The organism is Dyella sp., assembly GCF_035503745.1.
Lineage (GTDB): Bacteria > Pseudomonadota > Gammaproteobacteria > Xanthomonadales > Rhodanobacteraceae > Dyella_B.
In genome coordinates, this window is sequence record NZ_DATJTC010000042.1 from 131,844 (window position 1) to 155,567 (window position 23,724).

A 23,724-nucleotide genomic window follows, 5' to 3' on the forward strand; every position below is an offset into this window, starting at 1 on the left:
GCGAATGACTAGCAGATGGGGTTGCGCTAAAAATCGTTCAATACCAGCTGAACCCCGCAGTTCTGAAATTACAGGTGCCGTTCAGTCGTCCTTGGCCACGGCCACCAGTGCCGGACGCAACAATCGATCGTTCAACACATAGCCTTTCTGCAGCACGGTAACGACGGTGCCCGGGGCCTTGCCCGGCGCCTCGACCATGCTCACGGCGTGATGGCGCTCCGGATCAAGCGGCTGATCCAGCGGATCGACCTGCACCAGGCCGTTGTTGCCCGCAACGCGCAGCAATTCCTTCAGCGTGAGGCTCATGCCCTCGCGCATCGCGTTCACATCGCCGCCTTCGACCGCCAGGCCGCGCTCCAGGCCGTCATAGACAGGCAACAGGTCGTTCAGCAGCTTCTCGTTGGCGAAGCGGCGGGCCTGCTCCAGGTCGCGATGCAGGCGGCGGCGCTGGTTTTCCAGCTCGGCCTTTTCGCGCAGCACGGTATCGCGCAGTTCCCGGTTGTTCGCCTCCAGCTCGGCGAGCCTGGCCTTGAGTGCCTCCACCTCCTGCCCCGGCGGCGCGTTTTGCGCGCTGTTTTCCGGCATATCGGTCGGCGACGGTGAATCGCTGTTGTGCATGAATAACTCCAAACATCGTCCGGGCCGGCAGCGACTGCCGACCATCAAAATTCGCGGGCAAACCCGCCTCCCGAGGCGTTTTATAAGGCCGTGGCGGCCCTATTCAAGGCTTCGCTCAACAACCCGGCGGTGGCCTGCACCACGGGAATCACCCGCTCGTATGCCATCCGGGTCGGGCCGATCACGCCCACCGCGCCCAGCAACCGACCCTGGGCACCGTAGCTGGCGGTGACGACGCTGCAGCCATCCAGCGCGGCGAACCCCGACTCCTCACCGATGAATAATCGCACGCCCGGCGCCCTGGCGCAGACTTCCATCAGTTGCAGCAGCTCGTTTTTCTTCTGGAACGCCTCGAACAGCTCGCGCAGGCGATCCAGGTTGGCCAGTTCCGAATAGGACATCAGGTTGGTCTGGCCGCTGATCAAAACGTCTTCGCTCTGCGGGGCGAACGAGGCGGCCGCCAGTTCCACCGCGCTGGACAGCATCCTGTGCAGCTCGCTGCTGGCTTCGCGCAGTTCGCGCAAAAGGTGCGCGCGGATATCGTCCACGCGCAGGCCCACGAAATGCTCGTTGATGTAATTGGCCGCCTGCTCCAGCTCGCGTCCGTCCAGGGGCCTTGCCAACTGGATCACGCGGTTTTGCACCTGGTTGTCCGAAAACACCAGGATCACCAGCACCCGCGCATCGGGCAGCGCCACGAAATCGATGTGGCGCAGCGGGAAATCGGTCTGCCGCGGCACGGTGACCACACCGGCGAAATGGGTCATCGCCGACAAAAGGGCCGAGGCGTTGCCGACGAGGTCGCGCGCCGTGGAAGGGCCCGGCGGAAGCTCGCGCTGCAGGCGCACGATGTCGTCCTGCGGCAGCGGCTGCAGCTCGATCAGGCTGTCCACGAACAGGCGCAGCCCGCGTGGGGTCGGGATGCGACCGGCGGAAGTGTGGGGGGAGGCCACCAGCCCCGCTTCTTCGAGGTCCGCCATGATGTTGCGGATGGTCGCCGGGCTGACGTCCAGGCCCGACGAGCGCGACAGCGTGCGCGACCCCACCGGCTCGCCGTCGGCAAGATATTGCGCGATCAACGTGCGCAGCAAACGCCGCGCGCGGATGTCCAGTTCGTGGCCCTGTTGGTTTCGCATGCGCTGTGGCAGTCCGTGAGACGCTAAACAAATAAGGTTTGGGACGGGAGAATGCAAGAAATGGGACCCCGGCGGCGGCCTGCCCGGCCGCCTCGCTACTCAGCGCCTGCCCCTCCCCTTACAATTCCGCGAACCACTGCCGCCCTCGCACATGCTCACTTCCCTGTACGTCCGCCATCTCGCCGTCGTCGAAGAAGCCGATATCGCCTTCGGTCCGGGCCTGACCGTGGTCAGCGGGGAGACCGGCGCGGGCAAGTCGCTGCTGGTCGATGCCCTGATGCTGCTGGCCGGCGCGCGCGCCGACAGCAACATGGTGCGCGCCGGCAGCGACCGCGCCGAGCTGGTGGCCGAGTTCGACCTCAAAGGGCTGCCCCAAGCGCAAGACTGGCTCAAGCGCGAGGAGCTGGACGAAGACGGCGCCTGCCAGCTGCGCCGCGTCATCCGCGCCGAGGGCAGCTCACGCGCCTGGATCAACGGCCGCCCCGCCACCATCGGCCAGATGGCCGACCTGGCCGCACTGCTGGTGGAGATCCACGGCCAGCACGAGCACCAGGCGCTGCTGGAGCGCGCGCATCAGCTCAATCTGCTCGACGCCTATGCCGAAAACGAAACGCGCGTCGGCGAAGTGCGCGATCTTGCGCAGCAATGGCGCGAGCTGGGCGCGCGCATTCGCAAGCTCAGCGGCGGCGACGACCGCGGCCATCGCCTGGAACTGCTGCGCCACGAATTGGGCGAACTGGAAAAATGGGCGCTTGCGCCCACCCAGCTCGCCGAACTGGAGGCCAGCCACAAGCGCCTGGCCAACGCCGGCAAGCTCACCGAAGGCATCACCGGCGTGGTCGAGTTGCTCGACGGCGACAGCGAATTGGCGCTGCGCCAGTCGCTGGGGCGCGCGCATGCCGAACTCGGCCGCCTCGCCGCGCTCGACGAACGCCTGGCGCCGATGCTCGAACTGCTCGACAACGCGCAGATCCAACTCAACGAAGCCGTCGACGGGCTGGAGCACTACGCGCAGGATCTCGACCTCGACCCCGAGCGCTACGCCGAAGTGGACACCCACCTCACCCGCTTGCACGAACTCTCGCGCAAGCATCGCGTCCCCGTCGCCGAACTCGACGACAAGCGCGCCGCACTGCACGTCGAGCTGAGCGAGCTGGAAAACGCTGGCGAAGCGCTCGAACGGCTGTCCGCGCAGCGCGAACAGCTGCAGCGCGATTACGCCAAACTCGCCGAAGCGTTGAGCAAGACTCGCCAAGCCGCCGCCAAGCGCCTGGGCAAGGAAGTCAGCGCCCTGATGGGCGAACTGGGCATGGCGGGCGGCGTGCTGGACATAGCGCTGGAACCGGCCGAAGGCGGCGACCCGGATCCTCAAGGCCGCGAACGCTGCGAGCTGCTGGTCAGCGCCAATCCCGGCCAGCCGCCGCGCGCCTTGCGCAAGGTCGCCTCCGGCGGCGAGCTGGCGCGCATCAGCCTGGCGATCGAAGTGGCCACGCTCGGCAAGGACACCATTGGCTGCATGGTCTTTGACGAAGTCGATACCGGCATCGGCGGCGCAGTGGCCGAGGTGGTGGGACAAAAACTGCGCGCGTTGGGCGCGCGCTGCCAGGTGCTGTGCGTGACGCATCTGCCGCAGGTAGCGGCGCAGGGGCATGCGCATTTGCGCGTGAGCAAGCACAGCCAGGGCAAGTCCACGCAGACGCGCGTGGAATCGTTGAACACCGAAGGACGCCGCGACGAACTGGCGCGCATGCTGGGCGGCTTGGAGATCACGCGCGAAACGCGGGCGCATGCGAAAAAGATGCTGGAGCAGGCACAGGCGGTTTGAGGCGCGCATGGTCGGTTCTGATGAACCGCGCGCGTTCCGTACCCGTCCTTACCCCCGATTCGGCAACAGCCCCCGCTCGCTGGCAATGCGATACAAGTCCAATTCCGACCCCGCGCCCAGCTTGCCCATCAAACTGGCGCGGTGGATATAAACCGTCTTCTGCCCGATCCCCAGTTCCGCCGCCACCTGCTTGGGCGCGCGCCCCGCGGCCAGCAGCAGAAACACCTCGTGCTCGCGCGCGGTAAGGCGGTCGATCGGATCCAGGGTATCGTTCGGACGCTCGGCGCGCCGCTGGCGCAGGTCCGAGCTAAGAAACTGCTCGCCACGCATCACCGCGCGCAGCCCGGCCACCAGCTCCTCCGGCGCCGCGCCCTTGGTCACGTAGCCGCTGGCACCGCGCCGCAAGGCTTCCGATACGTAAGGCTCGCCATCGTGCATGCTCAGTACCACGATGCGCGTGCCCATGGCCACGCTGCGCAGATGCTCGATCAGCGGCAGGCCGCTGCCATCGGGGAGCGACAAATCCAACGCCACCAGGTCCGGGCGCCGCTGGCTGATCGCCTCGACCGCGTCGTCGGCGTTGCGGCATTCGGCCACGACTTCGAGATCAGGCTCCAGCTCGATGAGCCGCTTGAACCCCTCGCGAACAATGGCGTGATCGTCGACCAGAACAATGCTGTGCATGCATGCACTGTATCAGCCTGAGCGTCGGGTGGAAGCGGGCCGCATGTACCATTTGTCCATGCGACTCAAATCCCTCCTCTCCTTTACTTCCGGTCCGCTGCTGGGCCTGGGCTACGCCATCCTGTGGGCACTGCTGTGGCCCACCTCGCAGCCGGACTGGACCTTGCAGTTCGGCCTGCGCTTTGGCGTGCTGCTGCTCTCGCCGACCCGCTACTGGGGCTGGCTGATTGGCGGCGAGCTGCTCGCCACCGGCTTGATCGATTACCTGCATGGTTATGCGCTGGGCTGGCGCCTGTTCCTTTACGGCGACCTGCCCCAGCCGATCGTGGTAGCCATCTGCATGGGGCTGCTGCGCCGGGCCAACTTGAGGCCAAGCCTGCGCGATCCGGAAGAAGTGTCGCGCCTGCTGCTGTCGGCCGGCTTTACCGTAGTGGCCGCCACCACCACCGACGCCATGGCGATGGCGCTGGTCCACCCATGGCCGCCCGCCGGCTTGCTGCAGGCATTGGGCGACGAATTGCTGGGCAACTACGTCGGCCTGCTGCTGTTGGTGCCGCCGCTCATCCTGCTATGGCGCGCGCGTCCTTCCAGGCAGGAAATGTCGGACCTGCTGATGGACGGGTTGCTGGTGATGCTGCCGGCACTGGTGATCCTTTTGGTGCTTACCGAACAGGCCGCGCCGCAGCGTGAATTCGCGCGCATCCTGTCGCTGGCGCCGGTGATGTTTTTCGCCTTCCGCCACGGCTGGCGCGGCGCGAGCCTGTCGATGCTGGTGTCGAGCGTAGGCATGGCGCTGGTCGATCGGGTGTTCACCCATTCCATCCCCGGCGCGACCTCGCACATGTTCCTCGCCGTGGCCGGCACCGGCGCCTTGATGCTCGGATCGGCCACCGATGCGCTTCGCCGCAGCAGCGCGCGCGTGGCCGAGCAGAACGTCTACCTAGCAGCCGTCAACCGGCGGCTGGACCATCTCGCGCGCCAGCTGCGCGACGCCGCGCGCGGCAACATGCAGGCGGAAGAAAACCAGCGCCGCCACCTTGCCGCCGAACTGCACGACGAACTGGGCCAGAACCTCACCGCCATCCAGACCCACGTAAAGCTCGCGCAGAGCCGCCTGCAACAAGCGGGCATGGAAGACATCGGCACCTCCATCAACAGCATCCTCGGCCACATGCGCCGCGCGCTACACCGCCTGCTGGACGACCTGCGCCCGGCGGTGCTGGACGAGTTCGGCCTGATGCGCGCCTTGGACGAAGGCCCGATCCGCGACCTGATGGCCACCGCCGGCATGGCCTACCACACCGACCTGCACGGCGACCCGCGCCTGCTGGAAGAAGACATCCGCACCGCCATCTACCGCCTGGCCCAGGAAAGCGCCACCAACGCGGTCAAGCATGCCCAGGCCAGCGAATTCCGGCTGCGCCTGCGCATCGGCGAACGGGCCGGCTCCGCCCTGGCCCTGATGGATATCCGCGACAACGGCGTGGGCCTGCCCGAGCGCGTACCCCGCGGGGGCCGCGGTTTGCAGGGCATGCGTGACCGGGTTACCTCGCTGGGCGGCCTGTTCCGGCTGCGGCCGGACCGTCAGGGCGTGCATCTGCGCATTCTGCTGCGTAGCACCATTTCTCGTCGTGAAACCAGTGACTTGTGACACTGTAACTAGGAAATTTTCCAATACCCGGCTCGTAAAGGGTTCGTTAGGATCGCTGCATCGATGTGGGGGAGCCGCCATCGCAAGATGGTGAGCACGGGTCGGCCGTGGGGACGGCGGACCCGAAGAATGGCAGGACGCCATTCCGCCGGAGTCTGGACAAACGCACGTATCACGAGCAACTCGGGTACACAGCAGGTCAAGAGACAACGGTAAGCCGTAGGGTGAACAGGAGTTCTCCCGCGGCTTTTTTTATGCCCCTCTTCCGAGCCCCGCCTCCAGCACAAGCGCAAGCGATGCCTTCGCCCATGCTCGGGCCGGGCATCGGCAAAAACGTGTCAAGGCAGCTTATTTACCGCGCTTGGGACGCACGTACAGCACCAGGCTGTGGTCCTGGATCTCGTAGCCGTGCTTGGCGGCGATCTCGCGCTGCAGGCGCTCGATCTCCTCGCTGACGAACTCGATGACCTTTCCGCTGTCCACATCGATCATGTGGTCGTGGTGCTGGCCGCGATCCAGTTCGTAGACCGCCTGCCCGCCCTCGAAATTATGCTTGCTGAGGATGCCGGCGGCCTCGAACTGGGTTAACACCCGGTACACCGTGGCCAGGCCGATGTCTTCCTGATGGGCCAGCAGCTTCTTGTAGACGTCCTCGGCGGTAAGGTGCCGGACGCCGTCTTCCTCGAAGATCTGGAGGATGCGCATGCGGGGATGGGTGACCTTCAACCCGGCCTTGCGGAGTTCTTGAGTTTCCTGCTCCATTCGCAAGCTCCCGTTACGCGGTGGAATCCAGCCAGTAGTGTATCATTTGACCTCTTAACGATCCGGACGGACGCAATACGAATGCAAAAGCTGATTCGCACGCTGGGCTTCGCCACGCTGGCCATGTCTCTGGCCGGCTGCCATATCGTGTATACGCCCGACGTGGCCCAGGGCAATCTGTTCGACAAGACCATCGACAAGAACCTCGCCGACCAGCTCAAGCCGGGCCTGACCAAGCGTCAGGTGCTGGTGCTGATGGGCACCCCGTCCGTCGCCACCCCGTTTAACCAGAATCGTTGGGATTACGTGTCCACCTACTCGCATCGCGGCGGCAAGATGACGGTGAACACCATGAGCCTGTTCTTCAACAACGACGTGCTGGTGCGCACCCAGGGCAACCTGTACTTCCAGGACGCCCAGAAGCTGGTCAACCAGAGCAAGAAGTTCAAGACCAACTACAACGTCAACGACACTTCCGGCGACAAGGACACCAGCGGCAGCAGCAGCGGTGGGGATAGCGGCAGCGACGACAGCGGCGGCGACAACGGCAGCAGCGGCCACTGATTCCGGCCGGCCACGCGTGCCGCCAGGCGCGGCCAACGCCCCGGTCTAGCCAGCGCGACGGCGGCGCGCGTCCTTCGGGTCCAGGGTCAGCGGCCGATAGATTTCCACCCGGTCGCCATCGCGCAATACCTCATCCGGTTCCACGCGGCGGGAGAAAATGCCCAGCCGCGCACGGTCATAGACCACCTCGGGCATCTCCTTAAGGATGCCCGATCGCTCCACCGCCTCGGCCACCCGGCTGCCGGCCGGCAAGGTGACCTGGCGCAACAACTGTCGTCCCGGGGTGGCGCAAACCACCTCCACGGTAATGTCAGCCATAGATCCGTTCCGCCTCGCGGCAGAAATCGTCGACCATGCGGTTGGCCAGCCCCTGGAAGCCCAGTTTCAGCGCCGCGCCGCCGAGGCGTCCGGCATAATCGAAATCCAGCTCCAGGGCGACCTTGCAACCGTCCGTGCCGAGCGCGATGAAATCCCAAAAACCATCCAGGCTCTTGAATGGCCCGTTCACCAGGCTCACCTGCAGGCGGCGAGGACGATCGACGGTATTGCGTGTGGTAAAGCTATGGTGGAAGCCGGCAAACTTGAGATCCAGCCGCGCCACCAGCACATTTTCCCCGCGCTCGATCACCTCGGCGCTGGCACACCAGTTAAAGCGCTTTGGGTATGCTTCGACGTCATTGACCAGGTCGAACATTTGCGCCGGCGAGTATTTCACCAGGGCGCTGCGGCGGATTTCGATCACGGCAGCCTCATTCACATGGCTCAAGTCTGGCCCAGGCGGTCAAGCCGGCTAGGGCTACAAGCGTAAAGTTTAACGGACATGGCAAAGACGAAGGACAAAGAAAAAAAGCATGCCGGCGGCACCATCGCACTCAACAAGCGCGCCCGGCATGAATATCACATCGACCAGCGCTACGAGGCGGGGGTGGCCCTGCAAGGCTGGGAGGTAAAGGCGCTGCGTGCGGGCCGCATCAACTTCGGCGACGGCTATGCCGTGGTGCTGAAGGGGGAAATCTTCCTGGTCGGCACCTCCATCCCGCCCCTGATCAGCGCCTCCACCCACGTGGTGGCGGTGGACCGCCGCACCCGCAAACTGCTGCTGCACAAACAGGAAATCGACCAGCTGATCGGTGCCGTCGAGCGCAAAGGCTACACCCTCGTACCCATCGCCATGTACTGGAAAGGCAACAAGGTCAAAGTGGAAATCGGCCTGGCGCGCGGCAAGCAGGAACACGACAAACGCACCAGCGAAAAAGAACGCGACTGGCAGCGCGAAAAACAGCGCACCATGCGCGCGCATAACCGCAGCGCCTAAGAAAGAAGGTTGAAAGCCACCTCAACACCCTGCACGCTTGATATCCCAGGCAGCGGACAACATATATACTGTAAGACTTAAGCCATCTTTTCCCCGGGGGTGTCCTGGCTTCGACGGGGGTAGTGAGATAGCTTGGTGCATGCCGAGGGGGCAGCTTTCCTCGTTAATCCAGCCGCAAACTTATAGTTGCCAACGACGACAACTACGCTCTGGCCGCTTAAGGCCTAGCCCCGAACCCACTTGTGCCTGTGCTCGTGGATGTAGGGTCATTATCACAGGATCGCCCGAAGCTGCCGCCTGTCGGCAAGGGTTAAATCAAGCAGGCTGGTCCTTCGATGCGCTTCGCACTCTGTGCTGTCGCGGGACGAGATCCAACAGTGAGCTAAGCATGTAGTACCGGGCGTCAAGCGCCTTCGGACGCGGGTTCGACTCCCGCCACCTCCACCATACAATCGGCAAACTCTTTAATTTTAAAGAGAAAATTTGATGCCTCGCCTGACCCTCTGGGTATCACGCGAGGTATCAAATTGCCGAAACCTCTTCTGCTCAACCGACCAAGCGGGCTTTATGTCCGCTTTTTCGTGCCCGTCGATTTACAAAAGCGTGTTGGCTGCCGATACCTCATTCGAAGCCTGCGCGGCCAACGGGCCGATGCCGCTCGATTGGTCGCCGCTGCGCTGGGCTATGCTTTGAGCCGCGTGTTCGAACGACTCAGGAGAGAGGACGTGACAGACGCAAAGGGGCTTCTAGACATCGCGCTAGATGGGGTGAAGGATGGCAAGGTTTACGACATCGAACTCCCCAACGGAACAAAAATCCGCACGGACGGGAGTGAAGCCGAACATCAGCGTGTTCGAGAAACCATCACAGATTTGGAAAAAGCAGGTGCGTTCTCCCCTGCTCCATCGATGGCACCCGCCAATCCCAAAGTTGGATTGCTGTCCGAGCGCATCGAAAAATTCTTAGCCCAAATGAAAGTGCAAGAACGGAGTGAGACCAATCACTTCGATACTGCTTTCTCGCTCCGACTTTTCCTGGGATTGGTTGGAGACAAAGACCTGAGTGAAGTCTCACACGCAGACCTCGACACCTTCATGGACGCCTTGGCCCACTGGCCTTCCAACGCCTCCAAAAAGAAAGCCTATCAAGACCTCTCGCCCAAACAAGTGGTGGAAAAATCAAAGACGCGAGATGACCCAAGATTGGCAGCCCGCACCAAAGAAAAACACCTCGACCGGCTCCGCGTTTTCTTCAACAACTGTGTTGAAAGACGGCTACTGATTCACAACCCCTGTACGGGCCTGCGTGTCACATCCAAACAACAAGACGAACAAGAAACCCGCCAACCGTTTTCTGAAGAAGATTTACAAGTCATCTTTGACCCACAACATCACATCAACGCGCAACCGCATAAGTATTGGTCACCAATCCTTGGACTTTACACAGGCGCGCGGGTCAATGAGTTGGGGCAACTCCGTGTTGCGGATTTGGAAAAAATTGACGGCATCTGGGGCCTGCACATCCGCCATCAAGTCAAAAACAAAAGCTCCAAACGCTTTCTTCCCCTCCACCCTTCACTTCTAAAACTCGGCTTCGTGGAATACGTCCATGAAGTGAAAACGGCAGGTTTCGACTTGGTGTTTCCTGGCCTTCCATGGGGTGTGCATGGACCAGGAGATGGAATTGGGGATTGGTTCAATCGAACCTACCTTCGTAATACCTGCGAAATCTTTGACCCCACCAAAACCTTCCACAGTTTTCGCCACGTTTTTGCATCTTTGGCAGAAAGGTCCGACCTATCGGATTCAAGGATTGCCCGCCTGACAGGCCACAGTACAGGTACGTCCATTTTAAGGCGCCACTACATCCAACCCTCGACCCTGAAAGAGCGGATGGAAGACATGGCAAAAATTCGGTTTCCTGACTTAGACATCAAAATGATGAAGAAAGGATTCTTTGAGCCCTACTTCAAACGGGTGAAAGCGGTGGAAGATAGAGCTAAAAGAAACAAAAAATGAGGAAACTTCAATGGGCATCAATCAAGTAGAAGTCGATACGCATTGGAATTATTTTCTGTCTCTGGAAGAAGACTTTCTACACATATCCAGATACATCCAATTCCATAAAGACAACAATGAGACCTACTCCATTGAGTTCGCAAGACTTATTCTTGCAGCATGCTCAGAGGTCGATGTTGTCGCCAAAGCGATTACAAAAAACATGGGTAATTCAACCGCGAATATTCATGAACACATGAGCGCATTGCTTCATACGTACCCAGACATTCCCCGGCACAAGATCTTCATGGACAGATTTGGAATGGATGTAACGCCTTGGGAAAACTGGGGCCAGGGCAAGGCACCTGATTGGTGGAACAGTCATAACGCCATCAAACACGACAGGGGCGACCACTTCAAAGAAGCAAACCTCAAGAACACATTTCGTTCCATCGCCGGGCTATTTACCCTCCTCATCTACTATCTAAGGCAGGTAGGTGCGAAAGAAGTCCATCCTATACCCCGCATCCTCTCTACAGAGGACAATCTGACATCTTTCGCTACCGACCCAAGAAAGCGGATATTTCGCCTCTATCCACTCAACCCGTAATGTGAACTGAAAGCTTTGAGCATCGAGGGAAGCGCCTGACTACCCAAATGGGGGGCATATGAGCAACCACGATTTAGATGGTGTCAATGAAAACCCTGAAAAGAAGCAGGAATTATCCAAGGAAGAAAAACTTGCAAAAGAAAAAGCGAAATTTCTGGAAAAATTTGCAGCGGGTGATACCAACCACTTGCAAACCAAAGTTGCATGGGTTCTCAATCGTTACCCTTCGGCCAGAGACTCCGATGTAACTCTTCAGGTTCAATATTGGCGAACCTTCAATCGAGAGCTTCTGTCTGGCCCCAACACAGTGACCTTGGAGAATCTCTATAAGCTCACTCGCTTGACGGACATCGCAAGGGCACGAGCCAAAATTCAGAACGAATACCATCTGTTCCAAGCCTCTGAAGGTGTTCGCAAGCGGAGGGTAATCAAAGAAGGAGAAGAAAGGGAACGCCAGATTGATAACCCTCCACCAATTCAAACTTTGACCGTTTACTCGGATGAAAGTGGTAAAACTGAAAACTTCCTCATTGTTGGTAGCGTTTGGTTTCTCATCGGTGATGACGTCCACAATGTGGACGACGCACTAAACGAGTGGCGCGAGAGAACCGGCTTCAAGGAAGAACTTCATTTCACAAAAATCAATGACCGAAACATTGACCGGTACATGGAGGTTATCAACATCCTTGACACTTTTGCGGCAACCATTAGCTTCCGAGCAATCACAATAGAACGAAGAGGACATGGTGACATACCCAGAGTCCTCGATGACTTGCTGCTGCACCTTATTGTACGTGGCGTCCGTCATGAACATGAAAGTGGTCGAGCCCCACTTCCCCGCTCCATAAGTATCTTCAAGGATGCTGAAGAAGAAGCCCGCGACAAACTCTCTGTTGCAAACCTTGAGCTCACCTTGAAAAATGTTTCTAAAGCACAGTTCAACAATCAACTTCACGTATCGCTCGTCTACGCCATTGATTCAAAGACTCTCATCCCCATTCAGTTGGCCGACTTATTTATCGGAAGCCTCAATAGAACTTTAAATGTCGCCCAGAATGGCACCCATGCAAAAGATAGATTTGCAGCGGCATTCCTCGCCAGATTTGGCGGAGAGGGAGAGCAACAGCGTTATGAGCAAGGTGGAGACATGACCGTCATTGACCGGGTTTAGGTGGCGTCAAAACTTAACCACAAAAGAGACCCAGCATAGGTAACTGCGCATCAGGTTCAACCTGAGCAGAATGCGAACAATGCCATCTCGTGAGTGGTCATCAGCGACCAGCAACAGACCTTTCCCAGCCTCCAAATAAATTTTCTCGTTAGTAATACATAGCCTAGCGAATCAACCCGAAATCTCCTCGGACACTACGCCATCCACGTCCAATACAACTTTACCTTGAGTCTTGCGCGGCTCCGAGTATGTCGAAACAGGGATACTTGGTGGATGAAAGTTCCCATCATCCTCAATATTTCCAATTGCCTTAAGGTCAAGAGCAATCTTGACAATTCGGCGCTGAAACGGATATCGAGAGGCAAATAGCTTTAAGCAAAAGGGAACCACAATGAAGAAGAGAAAAAAGTAAACGCCGAGCGTAATGAGGAATCCAGGTCTTACCTGGAAACCAATCTTGTTGACTTGGTCGGGAATTTTTCCCAATTTGTCAATCGCATCGAGCAAAACAGCCAGTACGCCGGCTTTCACTACCCCCTCTCCAAACACCATAGACATTCGACCACTGATGCTCTCATAGCGCTCAGCCAGTCTTGCATCTATATATTTGAGCTGTTCAGTAGTACATGCGCAGAGTGGCTTGGCTAAAGACATCATGTAGCCCTCCACCTCAACGTCATAGTCTGTCAAATCATCATTCCATGATTTCACCCGGCGCAACATTGAAACAGGAAAAATCAACGCGCTTGCCGCCCAAAATAAGATGCATGCCAAGCCCAGCAATTGAGCCAGAAGGGCTACTGCTGGTGGTAGTAGTTTTGCCCAGTGGAGCAACGCCAAGATTGGAACTGGAATCCCAAACCCTATCGCAACGTTGCGAAGTCTTCTTTCCAATGCTTCAGCCTTCTTCCTTCTCTCTGAAGGCTCTTCTACTTCCACGTATGGCCTGCAACTTCCGAGATACCGAACTATTTCTTTGATATAGAGCATCGAGTTTCTCCCTCTCTTTTCAGGCTGACTTTTCGCATGCAACAACAGCGAATCTCCGTTGCTGAGGCACGAATTGCTGAATGCATTGTCTTGCCAAAGGTGCCTCGGCACAGTCTCAGAAACTAAGACCAGTCAGAACAACCGCACCTTGGACTTCCAGCCAAATTTGGTTGGGCATTTTCGTAAACATGCAGAGCATGTTTTTCTTATGAAACAGTGTCTTAGTTCAAGATTGTAGGGGATATAATAGTTAGATCATTGCAAGATCAAACAGAAGATCACGCCCAAATGGCGGCGTGGTGCGGTGTGACCAAATTTCCCCAAATGGTTACATCCAGCTCTAGCGATCAAACTCGCGTGGCCATAACTGCTTGATACAACTTCATTTTCAGGCTTCGATTTGCATTCGGGTGCTTTCGACACCCCGACACCGTGTATTCCTGCTTCCCGTCTTAGTCCTGTTTTCCACTGTAAATCAGCGATATCCGTCCGTCTTAGAGGCCTGTTGGTCTCGCCTCCCCTTGCGCATTCCGTGATCACCGGTTGGATGCGCACCCCAGCGTGCCAACCAAGGCATCGAAAATTTGGAATCGTCCAAACGGCTGGGAACAAGGGAAAATTCTTATGAATCTACAAATTCCATCCTTAAATCATGTTTTAACCAGTGCTCAGCGTTCTTGTCGCTATGACATCGAAGTGAGTCCAACAGGCAGTTTCCGCATCTCTTCAACCGACCCAGAAGACCATGCTCGTGCAATGCAGGCTTTAGACCTTTACAAACAATCGAATGCACCAGCACAACGACCTACGCCGCCCGTCAAAGTTTCTGCAACCCCTAAAATCAAAGAAGAAAAAGACGTCGAATTGCCTTCAAGCAAAGAGCCGGAAGGGCCACTTTTTAGCGAAGAACTGGTTCCTTATCTTCGTCACTTAAAGCAAAAGAAATACTCACGTACAACCTATGGCCAGACGACATACACGACCAAAATTTTCAAGGAACTGATTGGTGACAAGCCTCTTCGCAACATCACCTTCAGAGACATTGATACTTTCCTGCACGCCTTATCGGTTCTCCCGTCCAATGGACCCAAGAAGAAAGCATACCGTGGCATGCACACCATTGCTGTGGTCGAAAAAGCCGAAGACGTCACTCATGGGCGGATTTCCATCCAAACACAACAGAAGCACATTGACCGCCTGAAGGCGTTCTTCAAATGGTGTGTAGAACGTAAAGAGCATGCCTGAGAATCCACTAGAAAAGCTTCGTCTTTTCAAATTCTCTTCCGGCAGACCAAAGCCACGCATCCCCTTTACGACGAAAGACCTGCAACTTATCTTTTCCCCTGCCAACGACAAACATTTGAATGAGCCCCACAAGTTCTGGGTGCCTCGCATTGCCTACTACCAAGGCATGCGCATCAATGAAATTTCACAGCTATACGTCGATGACATCCGGGCAGAAGGAAAAGTGATGGGCATCAATGTTTCATCCGACCGTCCAGGGCAGAAGCTGAAAAATAGCAACTCAAAACGCTTCCTCCCCTTGCACCCCGCGTTGGTGAAGCTCGGCTTTTTAAAATACCTCAAAGAGGTCAAAGCCACGGGCTCCGCCCACTTATTCCCTGGCTTGAAATGGGGCGACAATGGTCCTGGACATCAAGTGAGTGCATGGTTCAACCGGACTTACTTGCGGAGCATCTGCGCCATCAAGGAAAAGCGCCAGACCTTCCACAGTTTTAGGCACACCTTTGCAACCTTTGGAGTGAGGTCGTGGCTGCCAGATTCTTGTATTTCCATCATGCTAGGCCACCTCCCCGGCGTCTCCCAGCTCAGACGCTGTTACGCTCACGATGCCACGCCATCTGAGCAAGCCGAAGACCTGGCTAAAATCAAATTTCCAGAGCTCACCATGTCCAAGTACAAGTCGGGACAATTCCGTACATACTTGACCATGGCTCGGGCGGTGGAAACCCGAGAAGAGCGAAGTTCAAAGTAGCGTCATTACTGCTTAAGGGGAGCACATGGATATTTTAGGCGTCAAGCCAGAAACGTGGTTTCCAGTGATAACCCTCATCCTAGGCGCTGTTGCGAAGGGATTCGGAGACCGTCTTTCCGACGCTCGAAAAACAAAAGCTGAAAAGGAAGCTCGACGCGAACAACGCCTGGATGCAGTCCAGTTACGCAGGGTGGAATTTCAACGTTCCACCCTGCTTGACTTGCAAAATGCCATGCAGAAATTGGCCCGTGCCACAGGTAAGGCAAGCCATGAAGACACCATGGCATTTCGACAAACGGGAGAATGGGGGAAAAACTTAGTCAGTGAAGAAGCGGACACGGGTTCCCTTGAGGGCCACACCAGTATCAATATTTTACGCGTTAGAGTCAGTGACAACTACATCAGAGCAGTCGCTGAGAAATTTTCCAGAGCATGTTCGCGCCACGTCCATTGCAAGAGTGAAGCGGAGTCAGACGCCTGCATAAATGAGATGTTCAAGTATATGCAAGAACTCAACGAGAGAATCGGCGAGATTCTACGTACTTTGGACAAGTTGGAAGACGAGGCATTGCACGACTACTGACTGACTCTTGATGATTAGCAGTGCCAGCCAAAATATCAAACAGGTGGAGCAATGGAAACCGCAATCTTCGGTCTGATTGGCGTAGTAGTAGGTGCCTTCCTGACCATCATCAAGGAATGGTGGTTCAAGGCTAAAGAGAAGGAGAAAAATGCCGAATATTTAGCGATTCTTATTACGTCTATGCTGGAAAGATTTGTAGTGGGATGTGCTGAAGTCGTAGCAGATGATGGTCTTTACCATGGCCAGCTAAACAGCCAAGGGGAGAGGGAGACTCATACAGTCCCACCTACTTTCGACCCTCTATCGATTCAAGTTGAATGGAAGGCTTTGCCAGCAAATCTGATGAATGACTTACTAAGTTTCCCGCTCGAAATTGAATCAGCCAGGACACAAATTGACGGTGCTTTAGAATTTGTTAGCAGCCCTCCCGACTATGAAGAATTCTTTGAAGAACGTCAGTATCAATATGCTCTTCTAGGTCTACGAGCTTCTAAGCTATCTGCGCAACTTCGTGCTCATGTGCGCCTCCCATCAAGACAAGGAGGCGGGCACAGCCCCGTTTCTTATATGCAGACACAGTTAGAAGAGATTGACCGTAGACGAGCGGAGCACGCAAAAGCTCATGCACTTGCCATAGCCTCACTTGAAACAGGCATCAAAATGGGGAAATAGGGATATGTACAACAATCGGAATTACTTTTTCCATTTTTTTTATCAATGGCATCAGTTTCATGCCAGCCCCTCACTAGATTTGCTACGGGCTTTCGTAGCTGGCATTGAAACCGATATAGACAACTCTATTTCTGAATTTAAAAACGCGGAATTTGAGACGGAAACTCTTGACCTTGATGATGAACGCATGCCCGAAGTCATCCGTTTCTACAAAGGTCTAGATGAAATGTCTTGGGACTTGGATACGTTATTCCTAAAACACTACCCGTCCATGAGGAGGAGTTCAGCGTTATTGATGATGTACGGTTCTCTTGAGAATGAACTCGACCTTCTCTGCTACAACGCTCAAAAATTTAAGAAGTATCGCGTTGACCTTGCCGACCTAAACCACAAAGGTATAGAACGCTCTGTAGCGTACCTTGAAAAAGTCGTTGGCTTAGACGGCATAAGGCAACATCGTTCGTGGGGAGAATTGTCCAAGGTAGCAAGGCTCCGTAACTGTATTGCCCATGCTAATGGCAAGATTGCCCAGGATGACAAAATCAACGATTACATAAAATCAAGGAGCGACCTTTCATTGATTTGCATCTACAGACACTATCAAATTTCACATATATGCATTGAGCGTGGGTATCTTGACCACGTTCTTCAATGCATGAACGAATTTACGTTACATATCAGCGAAAAGATGAACAGCATCAAGTGGGACTGAACCTACTGGAAGCATGTCCATCGTTCCCACTCCCCTCAGCTCTTCTTGGCCCGTGGAGCTTTCTTTTCTTTCACCTTTTCCCCAAGAGGCGGTAGGCGTCGTTCCAACTCTGCCTGGAACGCTACAGGGTCCGCTCCACACGCATGCAACCATCTACGGAGCTGCAAGGTGTCCAGCCTAATTCCTCCCCGCTCAACGGCTGAGATGTATTGCTGAGATAGCCCCGACTTGGCTGCCAATTGGACCTGGGTTAAGCCCCTGGACTTTCTGGCCTCAACCAAAAGCTTAAGAAAATCAGGGTATTCAGCCTCATGAATGCTCTTGCCCTTGGGCATGGATGTGCAGCTCGCTCGATGGTCTGAAGCGACGCTAAACAAGAACATGAGATACCCCATCTATTTGTACAAGTACATATGGTATTTTTGGTCCACGTCATCAAGGAACAGGACACCTATGAACGTGACAGCCACTTACCCGGCACCCGGCCAAGCCCAGGACTCCGCCAGCCATTACCAGGTGGAAGAACAATCCGATGGTCAACTGTGCTTCCAGACCTATCCCGCCACGAAACCCATCTTCACCTTCGATGCAACACTCATCATCGTTGGCTTTGCATTCCCAATTTTGCTGTTGGACTACGTCCTACTGACATTGGGGAACTACGCCCCTGCCCTGGTCACCACCCTCATGGCTGCTGGGGTGGCTTGGTTGTGCCTTCGTATTCTGCATAGGGAGCGTCGGGATGGAGTTCGTCCGTGCCGGTTTTATGTGTCGGATACCACGCTAAACATTCCACCGGCTCCGAACACCCACGGTTCGATGACGATGTTGCAAGCATCCAACATTGACCGCTTGGTCATACGTCAAACACTCGCGCACACCTCAAGCCTTGCGTATGGCTTTGGAACGGTTGGAGCAAAAGGGGCAGAAGCAAGGGACAGGCGCAATGGTTGGTTTGCCGACCGCTCTTTCATTTTAGAAGCCCAAAGTGCAGGGCGTGGGTACATGCTGGCCAGCGGCCTGGATGAGACCACTGTGCATGGCCTGATGAAGGCAGTCAGCCGAAAGTTGGGCTTCTAACGCAGGGAGCGTGCGATGAAGAAATTTTCTTTTAAAATGACGTTGCTCTTTTGCATCAGCGTGATTCTGACCGGATGCGGCTCATCCGGTCCAAGCGACAGCGATGTTCTCAAGGCTTACAAAGAATGGGTTGTGTACCGACAAAACAATGGTGAGTCGGCACTCCCTCTTCCTCCAGAAGCCATTGTTGACCATTGCGAGAAAGACAATGACCCACCCGTTAGCAATGCTGTCTTTTTCATCTGCTATGTGCGGTTTGGTGGTGCGAAAGACACCAACCTCAATCCCATCACACTGCAACGCGGCCCAGATGGACAATGGAGCCGGTCGGATTGAATGCACCTATGCGGTCTTACGATGGCTCTGCCTTCCATCAAGCATTTTTCAAGTACCGCTTAAGTCGTAACTTCGCATTGGTGAACTGGACATTAGAAGCGTCAAACGCATACGGGTCATAAGGCCAGTAGGAATGGTCTTGTCGTCCAGACAACCATTCCTTCATTTCCCGATACCGTGCACTTCTAGGCTTGGCTAAAGCCTCTTTGAGTTCCTGAAAACCATACACACCCCCACAGTCTTCCGGGGGTGCTGCATTTTCGCCAGCCAAACAGCGGGGATAGTTGCCACCATCCCCTTCCATGACTTCTTCCAAGTGGATGATGTGACGCCAGTCATCGCCCAAGTCGTAGACATATGTCAGGGTTCGAACGTGGTTGAAATACTTGGAAATCGGCACCAGCCAACTAGAGACCAGGAGTTTTTCTTGGAACTCATGGGGAAGACCAATAGCAATCTGCCCTACCCCTTCACCCACCAGAAACTCGTGCGAATGGCAATCAAGCCAACCAAAAGCATCCTGGGTGGCCACATGCAAATCCCAGAAGGTTGCAGATGTGGGAATTTCAATCCGTCGCCAAACCAAGGGCTCAGTTCTGTCCAGTTCGATGCGAAGGCGAAAGACTTGGGTTTGGAGGTCCAACGTCATCTTCGAACCTGCCTGACCATGCTTGAAAGCTCACCATTTTAAAGCATCTTTGTGACGTGTAGGCTCGGGATGATGAGCTGAACCTTGCGTCGGAAAATCATCCACCGCCCCATCTTCCTTGCTCTTTTCACTTTGGAACAGGGTTGGCAGTTCTTTGCGAAGCAGCTCCCTATCGGAATCTGGCAATGCGTTGAGCAAGTCCACCATCAAGGAAGACTTTTCTTCATCCAATTTGACGACAGAATTTCGAATCAAGGACAACGCTTCAACCTGTTCAGCTTTCAAGGCACCGATGTCCTTCTCCATCTCTCTCACTTCCACGCCTTGATTTGAAATGGTCTTTTTCAATTCCTGCACATGGTTGTCGTGAAGATGGACTTTGGACCTTAGCTTTTCGTGCGCTTCCATGGGCTTTCCTCCCATGGTGGCGAACATCTTGATACGCCAACGGTTCTCCTGTTCCCACCGGCTGAGTTTGATTTGCGCCAGTTTGCGCAAGTGTCGGCTTTGGTCTGCCTGAAATTGGTTGTCCAGTGATGCCGCCCGAGTGGCTTCGATGATTTTAAACAACTCATCCATTTCTTTCTGTAATTCATGGTACGTGGCAAACGCCTTGTCTAGTGCATCAATCAGCACCAAAGAACGTTCGAGTTCTTCAGCCTCTTCTTTGCTTTGAGGTGTCTGGGCAGTTTGCCGAAGGCGATAGGCCAAGGAACCTTGGCGTTGAATCAACGCAGGTGACATCGTCTTAGGTGTCTTAGACCCGAACAAGGAAGTAGATTTCTTCAATGCCCGTGTATGGGCCTGTAAGGGCTTCCCAGCCTCACGCCGCACATCGGCCAAGGCCTGAGCGTGTTGCGTATCCAATGCGCCCACATGGGCATTCTGGTAGACCTGGGCCACGGCCAACGCCTCCCGAAGGCTATCGCCCCGGTTCGTATAGATGCCTTTCCGTTCCATAGCAGATGCGGACTGCCCGAGAGTTGGTTGAGGCGTCAGGTTCAAGCCGAGGCGCTTGTAACTCTTGAACTCGTATTTGACATCCGAACCAACCTTCCGAGCATAGTCATTAGCGAGTTCGGACCAACGGCAGTTCAGCAGTTCAATGAACGCAGCGCCGAGGTGCATCTTGGAAAACTCGTGAAGCTTTGGCCCGAAGCCTGTCCCTTCACCTGTCTCGCCATCGTCTCCCTTCCCTACTTCTGCAAGGCCACGGGTTGGAAAATACAAGTGCGCGTGGAAGCCCTGCTTGTCCGATGGCTTGAGGTTTCCAAGCGCATCACGGTCTGCATCTCTATGCAGGCCCAAGGAAACAGGCGTATTCAACTCACTGGATATAAAGCGGGCCATCTCTTCGGCCAGGTCACCGGCTTGGTCATCGGACAGGCAAAACGGGATAGGGATGCGGTAATCGCGGGCTACCTGCGCATCTTTCCGCTTTTCAGCCAATTCAACCCGGTTCCAGAGTTGCTCGGGGTCGGTTGCCCAAGGCGGGGAATTCGGGGGTGCAATGGTCAAGGCGCGAACAATTTCTTCGCCCAACTCTCTCTTCCTGAAGTCATGCCAAACCTTGGCTTTTTCATCATAGAGGCGAAGACCTAAACGGTATGCAGCACCAGCCACAGCAGAGTGGCTTTTAGAGCGCGTGTGGACTTCCAAGTGGGGGCGTGCGTGCAGATGCATATGGTGTCCTCCATGAGAGATAGGAATAGGTCTTCCATGACCACTCCTGCATCAAAGCAGATAATCCATATATGTCAAGGATACTTTACATAATAAAGCTAACCTCACATATAGGTTGGCTAAGACGCTTTGAAGAGATGTTTCTCTGGTAGCTTGACTTTACGCGGGGTGTTGGTACAACACATAGACGCGCTCTTAATTCAAAAGATTTTGCAAGTAACTTTATAATTAAAAATTCAAATCATATGAACAATATAAAAACTAAAAACAATTCGCAAATAATACCACTTGTTATAATATTGACATTCTCATCAATGATTATATTTTTATCTGTGTATTTACTATTCTTTGAAAAATAACCTTCACCACCAATACCAAATCTTACACAACGTCACCTTGTTCATCAGAAGACAATCAGTATTTTTTGCGGCAAAAAATATTGCATATGTGACCATTAAAATTTCAACAAAAATTATCAAAGTGAAATGCGCGTCATATCCCATGCCAATGACTCCGCGTCTCTTAACGGATACATATATCAACGTTGCCAACATCAAAACGCTTAAAGAAAGGAATCCAAGAACAAATGGAAGAGGATATTCTTTGTACTTATCCAAAAAACAAAGTGCTGCTCCCACCAGGAAAAGTGCCGAAATTACGCACAAAATTCCTTTAAGCTTTGGGAAGAAAATTGGTGCCAACGCCACTATTCCAGAAGCAAATCCTAAAACAATGCAAGCGTAATCAAGCGCTATATCTCTGCTGAAAGTCAGGATGCATCCCGCCAACGTCATAAAAAGAAAAATTAAAGAAGCCGCAAGAACCCAAACAACTATCTTATTCGTGAAAATTGATTTCATGGCATTGACTTGTGTGTTCATGTACTTACGAACCTCAATTGGAAGTAGCGCTTACCGCAAACCTATCCAAGGCTCTACAGAGTTCATGAAGAAACCCTCCTTGATGTGCCTGTCAAGGTTTCGGCATGCCTGAGTTGATTTACCCCTAACCACAACCACGCTGACAGCCCCCTGTGCGCGTTTCGGCCATACACTGCCCGGTTCCCAGATTGTCACTGTCCAAGCCCTTCTAGGGCTCTCATTGATAGGAAAGCATTTAAGGGCGTGAAGACAATGTGACGAATTTCCTTGACATAACTGCGTCTTGAAGAGTAGCCCTTCCACGGGCAACATCCTGTATAGGGGAAATACAGGGGACCAACGATGGACACTTTTGACCAATGGATGGCTAGCCGTGACGGTTGGCTTCAGACGGCTGCGGCCAATCTCTTAGAAAAAGGAAAGCCAGACGCCACCGCCGTCAAGGCGCTAGCAGACCTATGCGTAGAAGAAGAACAGAAAAAGGTTATCCAGCTAAAACAAGTACCGCCAGGAACATTTTCAGCAGCTCAGACAGGCAAAGTTCTACGCCTACTTTGTATCCACGATTTGCAAGGCATCAACGCACTGGACCCATCGGCAAAGTTGGATTTTGAAGATGCCGACATCACCATCGTTTACGGACCCAATGGCTCTGGCAAATCGGGTTTCGCTCGGCTTCTTAAGCTAGCAACGGGGTCTAGAAAAAACGCACCTATCCTTACGAATGTCTACTCGAAGACAGTTGTAGACCAGCAAGCCACATTCGAGATATCTGAAAATGGCAGCCCATCCACCCAGACATGGCAGGCCACATCTGGACCTTTGGCAAAGCTAAAGCAAATACACGTCTACGATAGTGTTGTTGCAAAAAGTTACTTGGTAGACAAGGAAGAAGCCACTTATGAGCCAAGAAGGCTTCGATTCCTCAGTGCGCTTTCAGACGTTTGTGACCAAGTTCGAGATGAACTACAAGAACGACAAAGTAAGCTTTTCAGCAAACTCCCATCCATTCCCACCAATTTGTCACAAAGCCAATATGCATCTATACCAGGCGCGTTAAAGGCTGCTGACACGCCCGAACTTGTTAAGAAAAGAATTGCAAAGAAGAAAGACCACGACGATAGGCGGAAGCTTTTACAGGATACGGTCAAAACGACAGACCCATCCACTCGGCTCACTCAAATCACTTCTTCAATCAAAGCAATTGATAACACAACCTCAAAGTTGAAGTCCTTTGAGGAATCTCTATCAAAAGCATCCATAGAAAAGTTATCGGACAGCAAGAAGAAATCACTTGATGCTCGTAAAGCAGCCAACGACTTAGCCAAAACAACACTGACAGGCTCAAGCCTTGAAGGCATTGGAAGCACAACCTGGAAAGCAATGTGGGAAGCCGCCCGGACATATTCCACAACACTTACCCCGAGCCCATTGCCATTTCCACCGAACGAAGGCAACCCCTGCCCTCTTTGCCAAACCAACATCAGCAAAGACGCTGAAAGCAGACTCGCCACCTTCGAAAGCTTTGTAAAAGGCAAGGTGGAGAGTGATGCGAAGACTGCGGAAGCAGAATACACCGACCTCATCAAGACGCTTCCAGTACTTCCTTCAGAGGAAGACTGGTCTGCAATGTTTACAGTCGGCGGCCAACTTGCATCCTCCATCTACACTACCATCCGTGACACTTTGGAGAAGGCACGTCAAGGCGATTTCGAAACCATAAATGACGGCATCAAGCAAGCTGAATTTATAGCCCTTCATCAGGAAATATCTGATTATAAAAACCGACTAATGGAAGAGCAAAAGCTT

26 protein-coding genes and 1 other RNA gene are annotated in these 23,724 nt (G+C 54.5%); 16 read left to right on the plus strand and 11 right to left on the minus strand.

Features of this window, described 5'->3' with window-relative positions; translation table 11 throughout:
• Positions 1-81: 81 nt before the first annotated feature.
• Positions 82-618 (minus strand): nucleotide exchange factor GrpE, encoded by a 537-nt coding sequence (gene grpE, locus VME63_RS16245; RefSeq protein WP_414648281.1) that lies wholly within the window; start codon positions 616-618, stop codon positions 82-84.
• 80 nt (positions 619-698) lie between these two features.
• The gene (hrcA, locus tag VME63_RS16250; RefSeq protein ID WP_325434400.1) at positions 699-1,754 is read right to left on the minus strand and encodes a heat-inducible transcriptional repressor HrcA; all 1,056 of its coding nucleotides are present in this window, start codon (positions 1,752-1,754) and stop codon (positions 699-701) included.
• A gap of 151 nt (positions 1,755-1,905) precedes the next feature.
• Here hrcA and recN point away from each other — a divergent pair, with 151 nt between their 5' ends.
• Positions 1,906-3,579 (plus strand): DNA repair protein RecN, encoded by a 1,674-nt coding sequence (recN, locus tag VME63_RS16255; protein ID WP_325434401.1) that lies wholly within the window; start codon positions 1,906-1,908, stop codon positions 3,577-3,579.
• Between the two features lie 48 nt (positions 3,580-3,627).
• On the opposite strand, the gene VME63_RS16260 is transcribed toward recN, so the two are convergent.
• Positions 3,628-4,263, minus strand: a complete 636-nt coding sequence (locus VME63_RS16260; protein ID WP_325434402.1) for a response regulator transcription factor — start codon at positions 4,261-4,263, stop codon at positions 3,628-3,630.
• Between the two features lie 43 nt (positions 4,264-4,306).
• Between VME63_RS16260 and VME63_RS16265 the strand changes: the two genes are divergently transcribed.
• Positions 4,307-5,914: an MASE1 domain-containing sensor histidine kinase gene (locus tag VME63_RS16265; RefSeq protein ID WP_325434403.1), complete on the plus strand. Its 1,608-nt coding sequence runs from the start codon at positions 4,307-4,309 to the stop codon at positions 5,912-5,914.
• 348 nt (positions 5,915-6,262) lie between these two features.
• Here the strand turns inward: VME63_RS16265 and fur are convergent, their stop codons facing one another.
• Positions 6,263-6,676 carry a ferric iron uptake transcriptional regulator gene (gene fur / locus VME63_RS16270; protein WP_325434404.1) on the minus strand — a complete coding sequence of 138 codons (414 nt, stop codon included), beginning with the start codon at positions 6,674-6,676 and terminating at the stop codon, positions 6,263-6,265.
• Between the two features lie 81 nt (positions 6,677-6,757).
• On the opposite strand from fur, the gene VME63_RS16275 reads away from it, so the two are divergent.
• Entirely contained in the window at positions 6,758-7,240 is a 483-nt protein-coding gene (locus VME63_RS16275) for an outer membrane protein assembly factor BamE (RefSeq protein WP_325434405.1), read from the plus strand.
• Positions 7,241-7,285: 45 nt separating this feature from the next.
• On the opposite strand, the gene VME63_RS16280 is transcribed toward VME63_RS16275, so the two are convergent.
• Both VME63_RS16280 and VME63_RS16285 read right to left on the minus strand, forming a co-directional pair.
• A complete protein-coding gene (locus VME63_RS16280) occupies positions 7,286-7,558 on the minus strand; it encodes an RnfH family protein (RefSeq protein ID WP_325434406.1) in 273 nt (90 codons plus the stop codon).
• On the minus strand, positions 7,551-7,982 hold the full coding sequence (locus VME63_RS16285; RefSeq protein ID WP_325434407.1) for a type II toxin-antitoxin system RatA family toxin: 432 nt from the start codon (positions 7,980-7,982) through the stop codon (positions 7,551-7,553). Before VME63_RS16285 ends, VME63_RS16280 begins: the two co-directional genes overlap by 8 nt.
• Positions 7,983-8,060: 78 nt before the next feature.
• Here VME63_RS16285 and smpB point away from each other — a divergent pair, with 78 nt between their 5' ends.
• The 5 genes from smpB to VME63_RS16310 all read left to right on the plus strand — a co-directional run bounded on the left by smpB (position 8,061) and on the right by VME63_RS16310 (position 12,333).
• A complete protein-coding gene (gene smpB, locus VME63_RS16290) occupies positions 8,061-8,555 on the plus strand; it encodes an SsrA-binding protein SmpB (protein ID WP_325434408.1) in 495 nt (164 codons plus the stop codon).
• A 95-nt stretch (positions 8,556-8,650) separates the two neighbouring features.
• Positions 8,651-9,002, plus strand: a transfer-messenger RNA (tmRNA) gene (ssrA, locus tag VME63_RS16295).
• 80 nt (positions 9,003-9,082) lie between these two features.
• Positions 9,083-10,573, plus strand: coding sequence for a site-specific integrase (locus tag VME63_RS16300; RefSeq protein ID WP_325434409.1), 1,491 nt, complete (start codon positions 9,083-9,085; stop codon positions 10,571-10,573).
• A 10-nt stretch (positions 10,574-10,583) separates the two neighbouring features.
• A complete protein-coding gene (locus tag VME63_RS16305) occupies positions 10,584-11,162 on the plus strand; it encodes a hypothetical protein (RefSeq protein ID WP_325434410.1) in 579 nt (192 codons plus the stop codon).
• Positions 11,163-11,220: 58 nt separating this feature from the next.
• Complete coding sequence (locus tag VME63_RS16310) at positions 11,221-12,333, plus strand: DUF3800 domain-containing protein (RefSeq protein ID WP_325434411.1); 1,113 nt, start codon at positions 11,221-11,223, stop codon at positions 12,331-12,333.
• Between the two features lie 171 nt (positions 12,334-12,504).
• Here VME63_RS16310 and VME63_RS16315 read toward each other — a convergent pair whose 3' ends face one another.
• Entirely contained in the window at positions 12,505-13,323 is an 819-nt protein-coding gene (locus VME63_RS16315; protein ID WP_325434412.1) for a hypothetical protein, read from the minus strand.
• A 624-nt stretch (positions 13,324-13,947) separates the two neighbouring features.
• Here VME63_RS16315 and VME63_RS16320 point away from each other — a divergent pair.
• The 5 genes from VME63_RS16320 to VME63_RS16340 are packed head-to-tail and all read left to right on the plus strand — an operon-like array spanning position 13,948 to position 17,286.
• Positions 13,948-14,568: a hypothetical protein gene (locus VME63_RS16320; RefSeq protein ID WP_325434413.1), complete on the plus strand. Its 621-nt coding sequence runs from the start codon at positions 13,948-13,950 to the stop codon at positions 14,566-14,568.
• A complete protein-coding gene (locus VME63_RS16325) occupies positions 14,561-15,319 on the plus strand; it encodes a site-specific integrase (protein WP_325434414.1) in 759 nt (252 codons plus the stop codon). The genes VME63_RS16320 and VME63_RS16325 overlap by 8 nt, the downstream gene beginning before the upstream one ends.
• A gap of 25 nt (positions 15,320-15,344) precedes the next feature.
• On the plus strand, positions 15,345-15,902 hold the full coding sequence (locus tag VME63_RS16330; protein WP_325434415.1) for a hypothetical protein: 558 nt from the start codon (positions 15,345-15,347) through the stop codon (positions 15,900-15,902).
• 51 nt (positions 15,903-15,953) lie between these two features.
• Positions 15,954-16,574: a hypothetical protein gene (locus tag VME63_RS16335; RefSeq protein WP_325434416.1), complete on the plus strand. Its 621-nt coding sequence runs from the start codon at positions 15,954-15,956 to the stop codon at positions 16,572-16,574.
• Between the two features lie 4 nt (positions 16,575-16,578).
• On the plus strand, positions 16,579-17,286 hold the full coding sequence (locus VME63_RS16340; protein ID WP_325434417.1) for a hypothetical protein: 708 nt from the start codon (positions 16,579-16,581) through the stop codon (positions 17,284-17,286).
• Between the two features lie 35 nt (positions 17,287-17,321).
• Here the strand turns inward: VME63_RS16340 and VME63_RS16345 are convergent, their stop codons facing one another.
• Positions 17,322-17,681 carry a helix-turn-helix transcriptional regulator gene (locus VME63_RS16345; RefSeq protein WP_325434418.1) on the minus strand — a complete coding sequence of 120 codons (360 nt, stop codon included), beginning with the start codon at positions 17,679-17,681 and terminating at the stop codon, positions 17,322-17,324.
• A 58-nt stretch (positions 17,682-17,739) separates the two neighbouring features.
• Here VME63_RS16345 and VME63_RS16350 point away from each other — a divergent pair, with 58 nt between their 5' ends.
• Complete coding sequence (locus VME63_RS16350; RefSeq protein ID WP_325434419.1) at positions 17,740-18,366, plus strand: hypothetical protein; 627 nt, start codon at positions 17,740-17,742, stop codon at positions 18,364-18,366.
• A 15-nt stretch (positions 18,367-18,381) separates the two neighbouring features.
• Entirely contained in the window at positions 18,382-18,702 is a 321-nt protein-coding gene (locus VME63_RS16355) for a hypothetical protein (protein WP_325434420.1), read from the plus strand.
• Between the two features lie 37 nt (positions 18,703-18,739).
• Here the strand turns inward: VME63_RS16355 and VME63_RS16360 are convergent, their stop codons facing one another.
• The 3 genes from VME63_RS16360 to VME63_RS16370 form a co-directional block, all read right to left on the minus strand.
• Positions 18,740-19,351, minus strand: a complete 612-nt coding sequence (locus tag VME63_RS16360; protein ID WP_325434421.1) for a plasmid pRiA4b ORF-3 family protein — start codon at positions 19,349-19,351, stop codon at positions 18,740-18,742.
• A 30-nt stretch (positions 19,352-19,381) separates the two neighbouring features.
• Positions 19,382-21,034 carry a MobA/MobL family protein gene (locus VME63_RS16365; protein ID WP_325434422.1) on the minus strand — a complete coding sequence of 551 codons (1,653 nt, stop codon included), beginning with the start codon at positions 21,032-21,034 and terminating at the stop codon, positions 19,382-19,384.
• A 362-nt stretch (positions 21,035-21,396) separates the two neighbouring features.
• Entirely contained in the window at positions 21,397-21,915 is a 519-nt protein-coding gene (locus tag VME63_RS16370) for a hypothetical protein (protein WP_325434423.1), read from the minus strand.
• A 342-nt stretch (positions 21,916-22,257) separates the two neighbouring features.
• On the opposite strand from VME63_RS16370, the gene VME63_RS16375 reads away from it, so the two are divergent.
• A partial coding sequence (locus VME63_RS16375; RefSeq protein ID WP_325434424.1) for an AAA family ATPase occupies positions 22,258-23,724 on the plus strand: 1,467 nt, incomplete at its 3' end.

Excerpts from the sequence above, each read along its gene's own strand:
- grpE (WP_414648281.1), bottom strand. The coding sequence starts at position 618 with ATGCACAACAGCGATTCACCGTCGCCGACCGATATGCCGGAAAACAGC.
- hrcA (WP_325434400.1), bottom strand. The coding sequence starts at position 1,754 with ATGCGAAACCAACAGGGCCACGAACTGGACATCCGCGCGCGGCGTTTG.
- recN (WP_325434401.1), top strand. The coding sequence starts at position 1,906 with ATGCTCACTTCCCTGTACGTCCGCCATCTCGCCGTCGTCGAAGAAGCC.
- VME63_RS16260 (WP_325434402.1), bottom strand. The coding sequence starts at position 4,263 with ATGCACAGCATTGTTCTGGTCGACGATCACGCCATTGTTCGCGAGGGG.
- VME63_RS16265 (WP_325434403.1), top strand. The coding sequence starts at position 4,307 with ATGTACCATTTGTCCATGCGACTCAAATCCCTCCTCTCCTTTACTTCC.
- fur (WP_325434404.1), bottom strand. The coding sequence starts at position 6,676 with ATGGAGCAGGAAACTCAAGAACTCCGCAAGGCCGGGTTGAAGGTCACC.
- VME63_RS16275 (WP_325434405.1), top strand. The coding sequence starts at position 6,758 with ATGCAAAAGCTGATTCGCACGCTGGGCTTCGCCACGCTGGCCATGTCT.
- VME63_RS16280 (WP_325434406.1), bottom strand. The coding sequence starts at position 7,558 with ATGGCTGACATTACCGTGGAGGTGGTTTGCGCCACCCCGGGACGACAG.
- smpB (WP_325434408.1), top strand. The coding sequence starts at position 8,061 with ATGGCAAAGACGAAGGACAAAGAAAAAAAGCATGCCGGCGGCACCATC.
- VME63_RS16305 (WP_325434410.1), top strand. The coding sequence starts at position 10,584 with ATGGGCATCAATCAAGTAGAAGTCGATACGCATTGGAATTATTTTCTG.
- VME63_RS16310 (WP_325434411.1), top strand. The coding sequence starts at position 11,221 with ATGAGCAACCACGATTTAGATGGTGTCAATGAAAACCCTGAAAAGAAG.
- VME63_RS16315 (WP_325434412.1), bottom strand. The coding sequence starts at position 13,323 with ATGCTCTATATCAAAGAAATAGTTCGGTATCTCGGAAGTTGCAGGCCA.
- VME63_RS16320 (WP_325434413.1), top strand. The coding sequence starts at position 13,948 with ATGAATCTACAAATTCCATCCTTAAATCATGTTTTAACCAGTGCTCAG.
- VME63_RS16325 (WP_325434414.1), top strand. The coding sequence starts at position 14,561 with ATGCCTGAGAATCCACTAGAAAAGCTTCGTCTTTTCAAATTCTCTTCC.
- VME63_RS16330 (WP_325434415.1), top strand. The coding sequence starts at position 15,345 with ATGGATATTTTAGGCGTCAAGCCAGAAACGTGGTTTCCAGTGATAACC.
- VME63_RS16335 (WP_325434416.1), top strand. The coding sequence starts at position 15,954 with ATGGAAACCGCAATCTTCGGTCTGATTGGCGTAGTAGTAGGTGCCTTC.
- VME63_RS16340 (WP_325434417.1), top strand. The coding sequence starts at position 16,579 with ATGTACAACAATCGGAATTACTTTTTCCATTTTTTTTATCAATGGCAT.
- VME63_RS16345 (WP_325434418.1), bottom strand. The coding sequence starts at position 17,681 with ATGGGGTATCTCATGTTCTTGTTTAGCGTCGCTTCAGACCATCGAGCG.
- VME63_RS16350 (WP_325434419.1), top strand. The coding sequence starts at position 17,740 with ATGAACGTGACAGCCACTTACCCGGCACCCGGCCAAGCCCAGGACTCC.
- VME63_RS16355 (WP_325434420.1), top strand. The coding sequence starts at position 18,382 with ATGAAGAAATTTTCTTTTAAAATGACGTTGCTCTTTTGCATCAGCGTG.
- VME63_RS16360 (WP_325434421.1), bottom strand. The coding sequence starts at position 19,351 with ATGACGTTGGACCTCCAAACCCAAGTCTTTCGCCTTCGCATCGAACTG.
- VME63_RS16365 (WP_325434422.1), bottom strand. The coding sequence starts at position 21,034 with ATGCATCTGCACGCACGCCCCCACTTGGAAGTCCACACGCGCTCTAAA.
- VME63_RS16370 (WP_325434423.1), bottom strand. The coding sequence starts at position 21,915 with ATGAACACACAAGTCAATGCCATGAAATCAATTTTCACGAATAAGATA.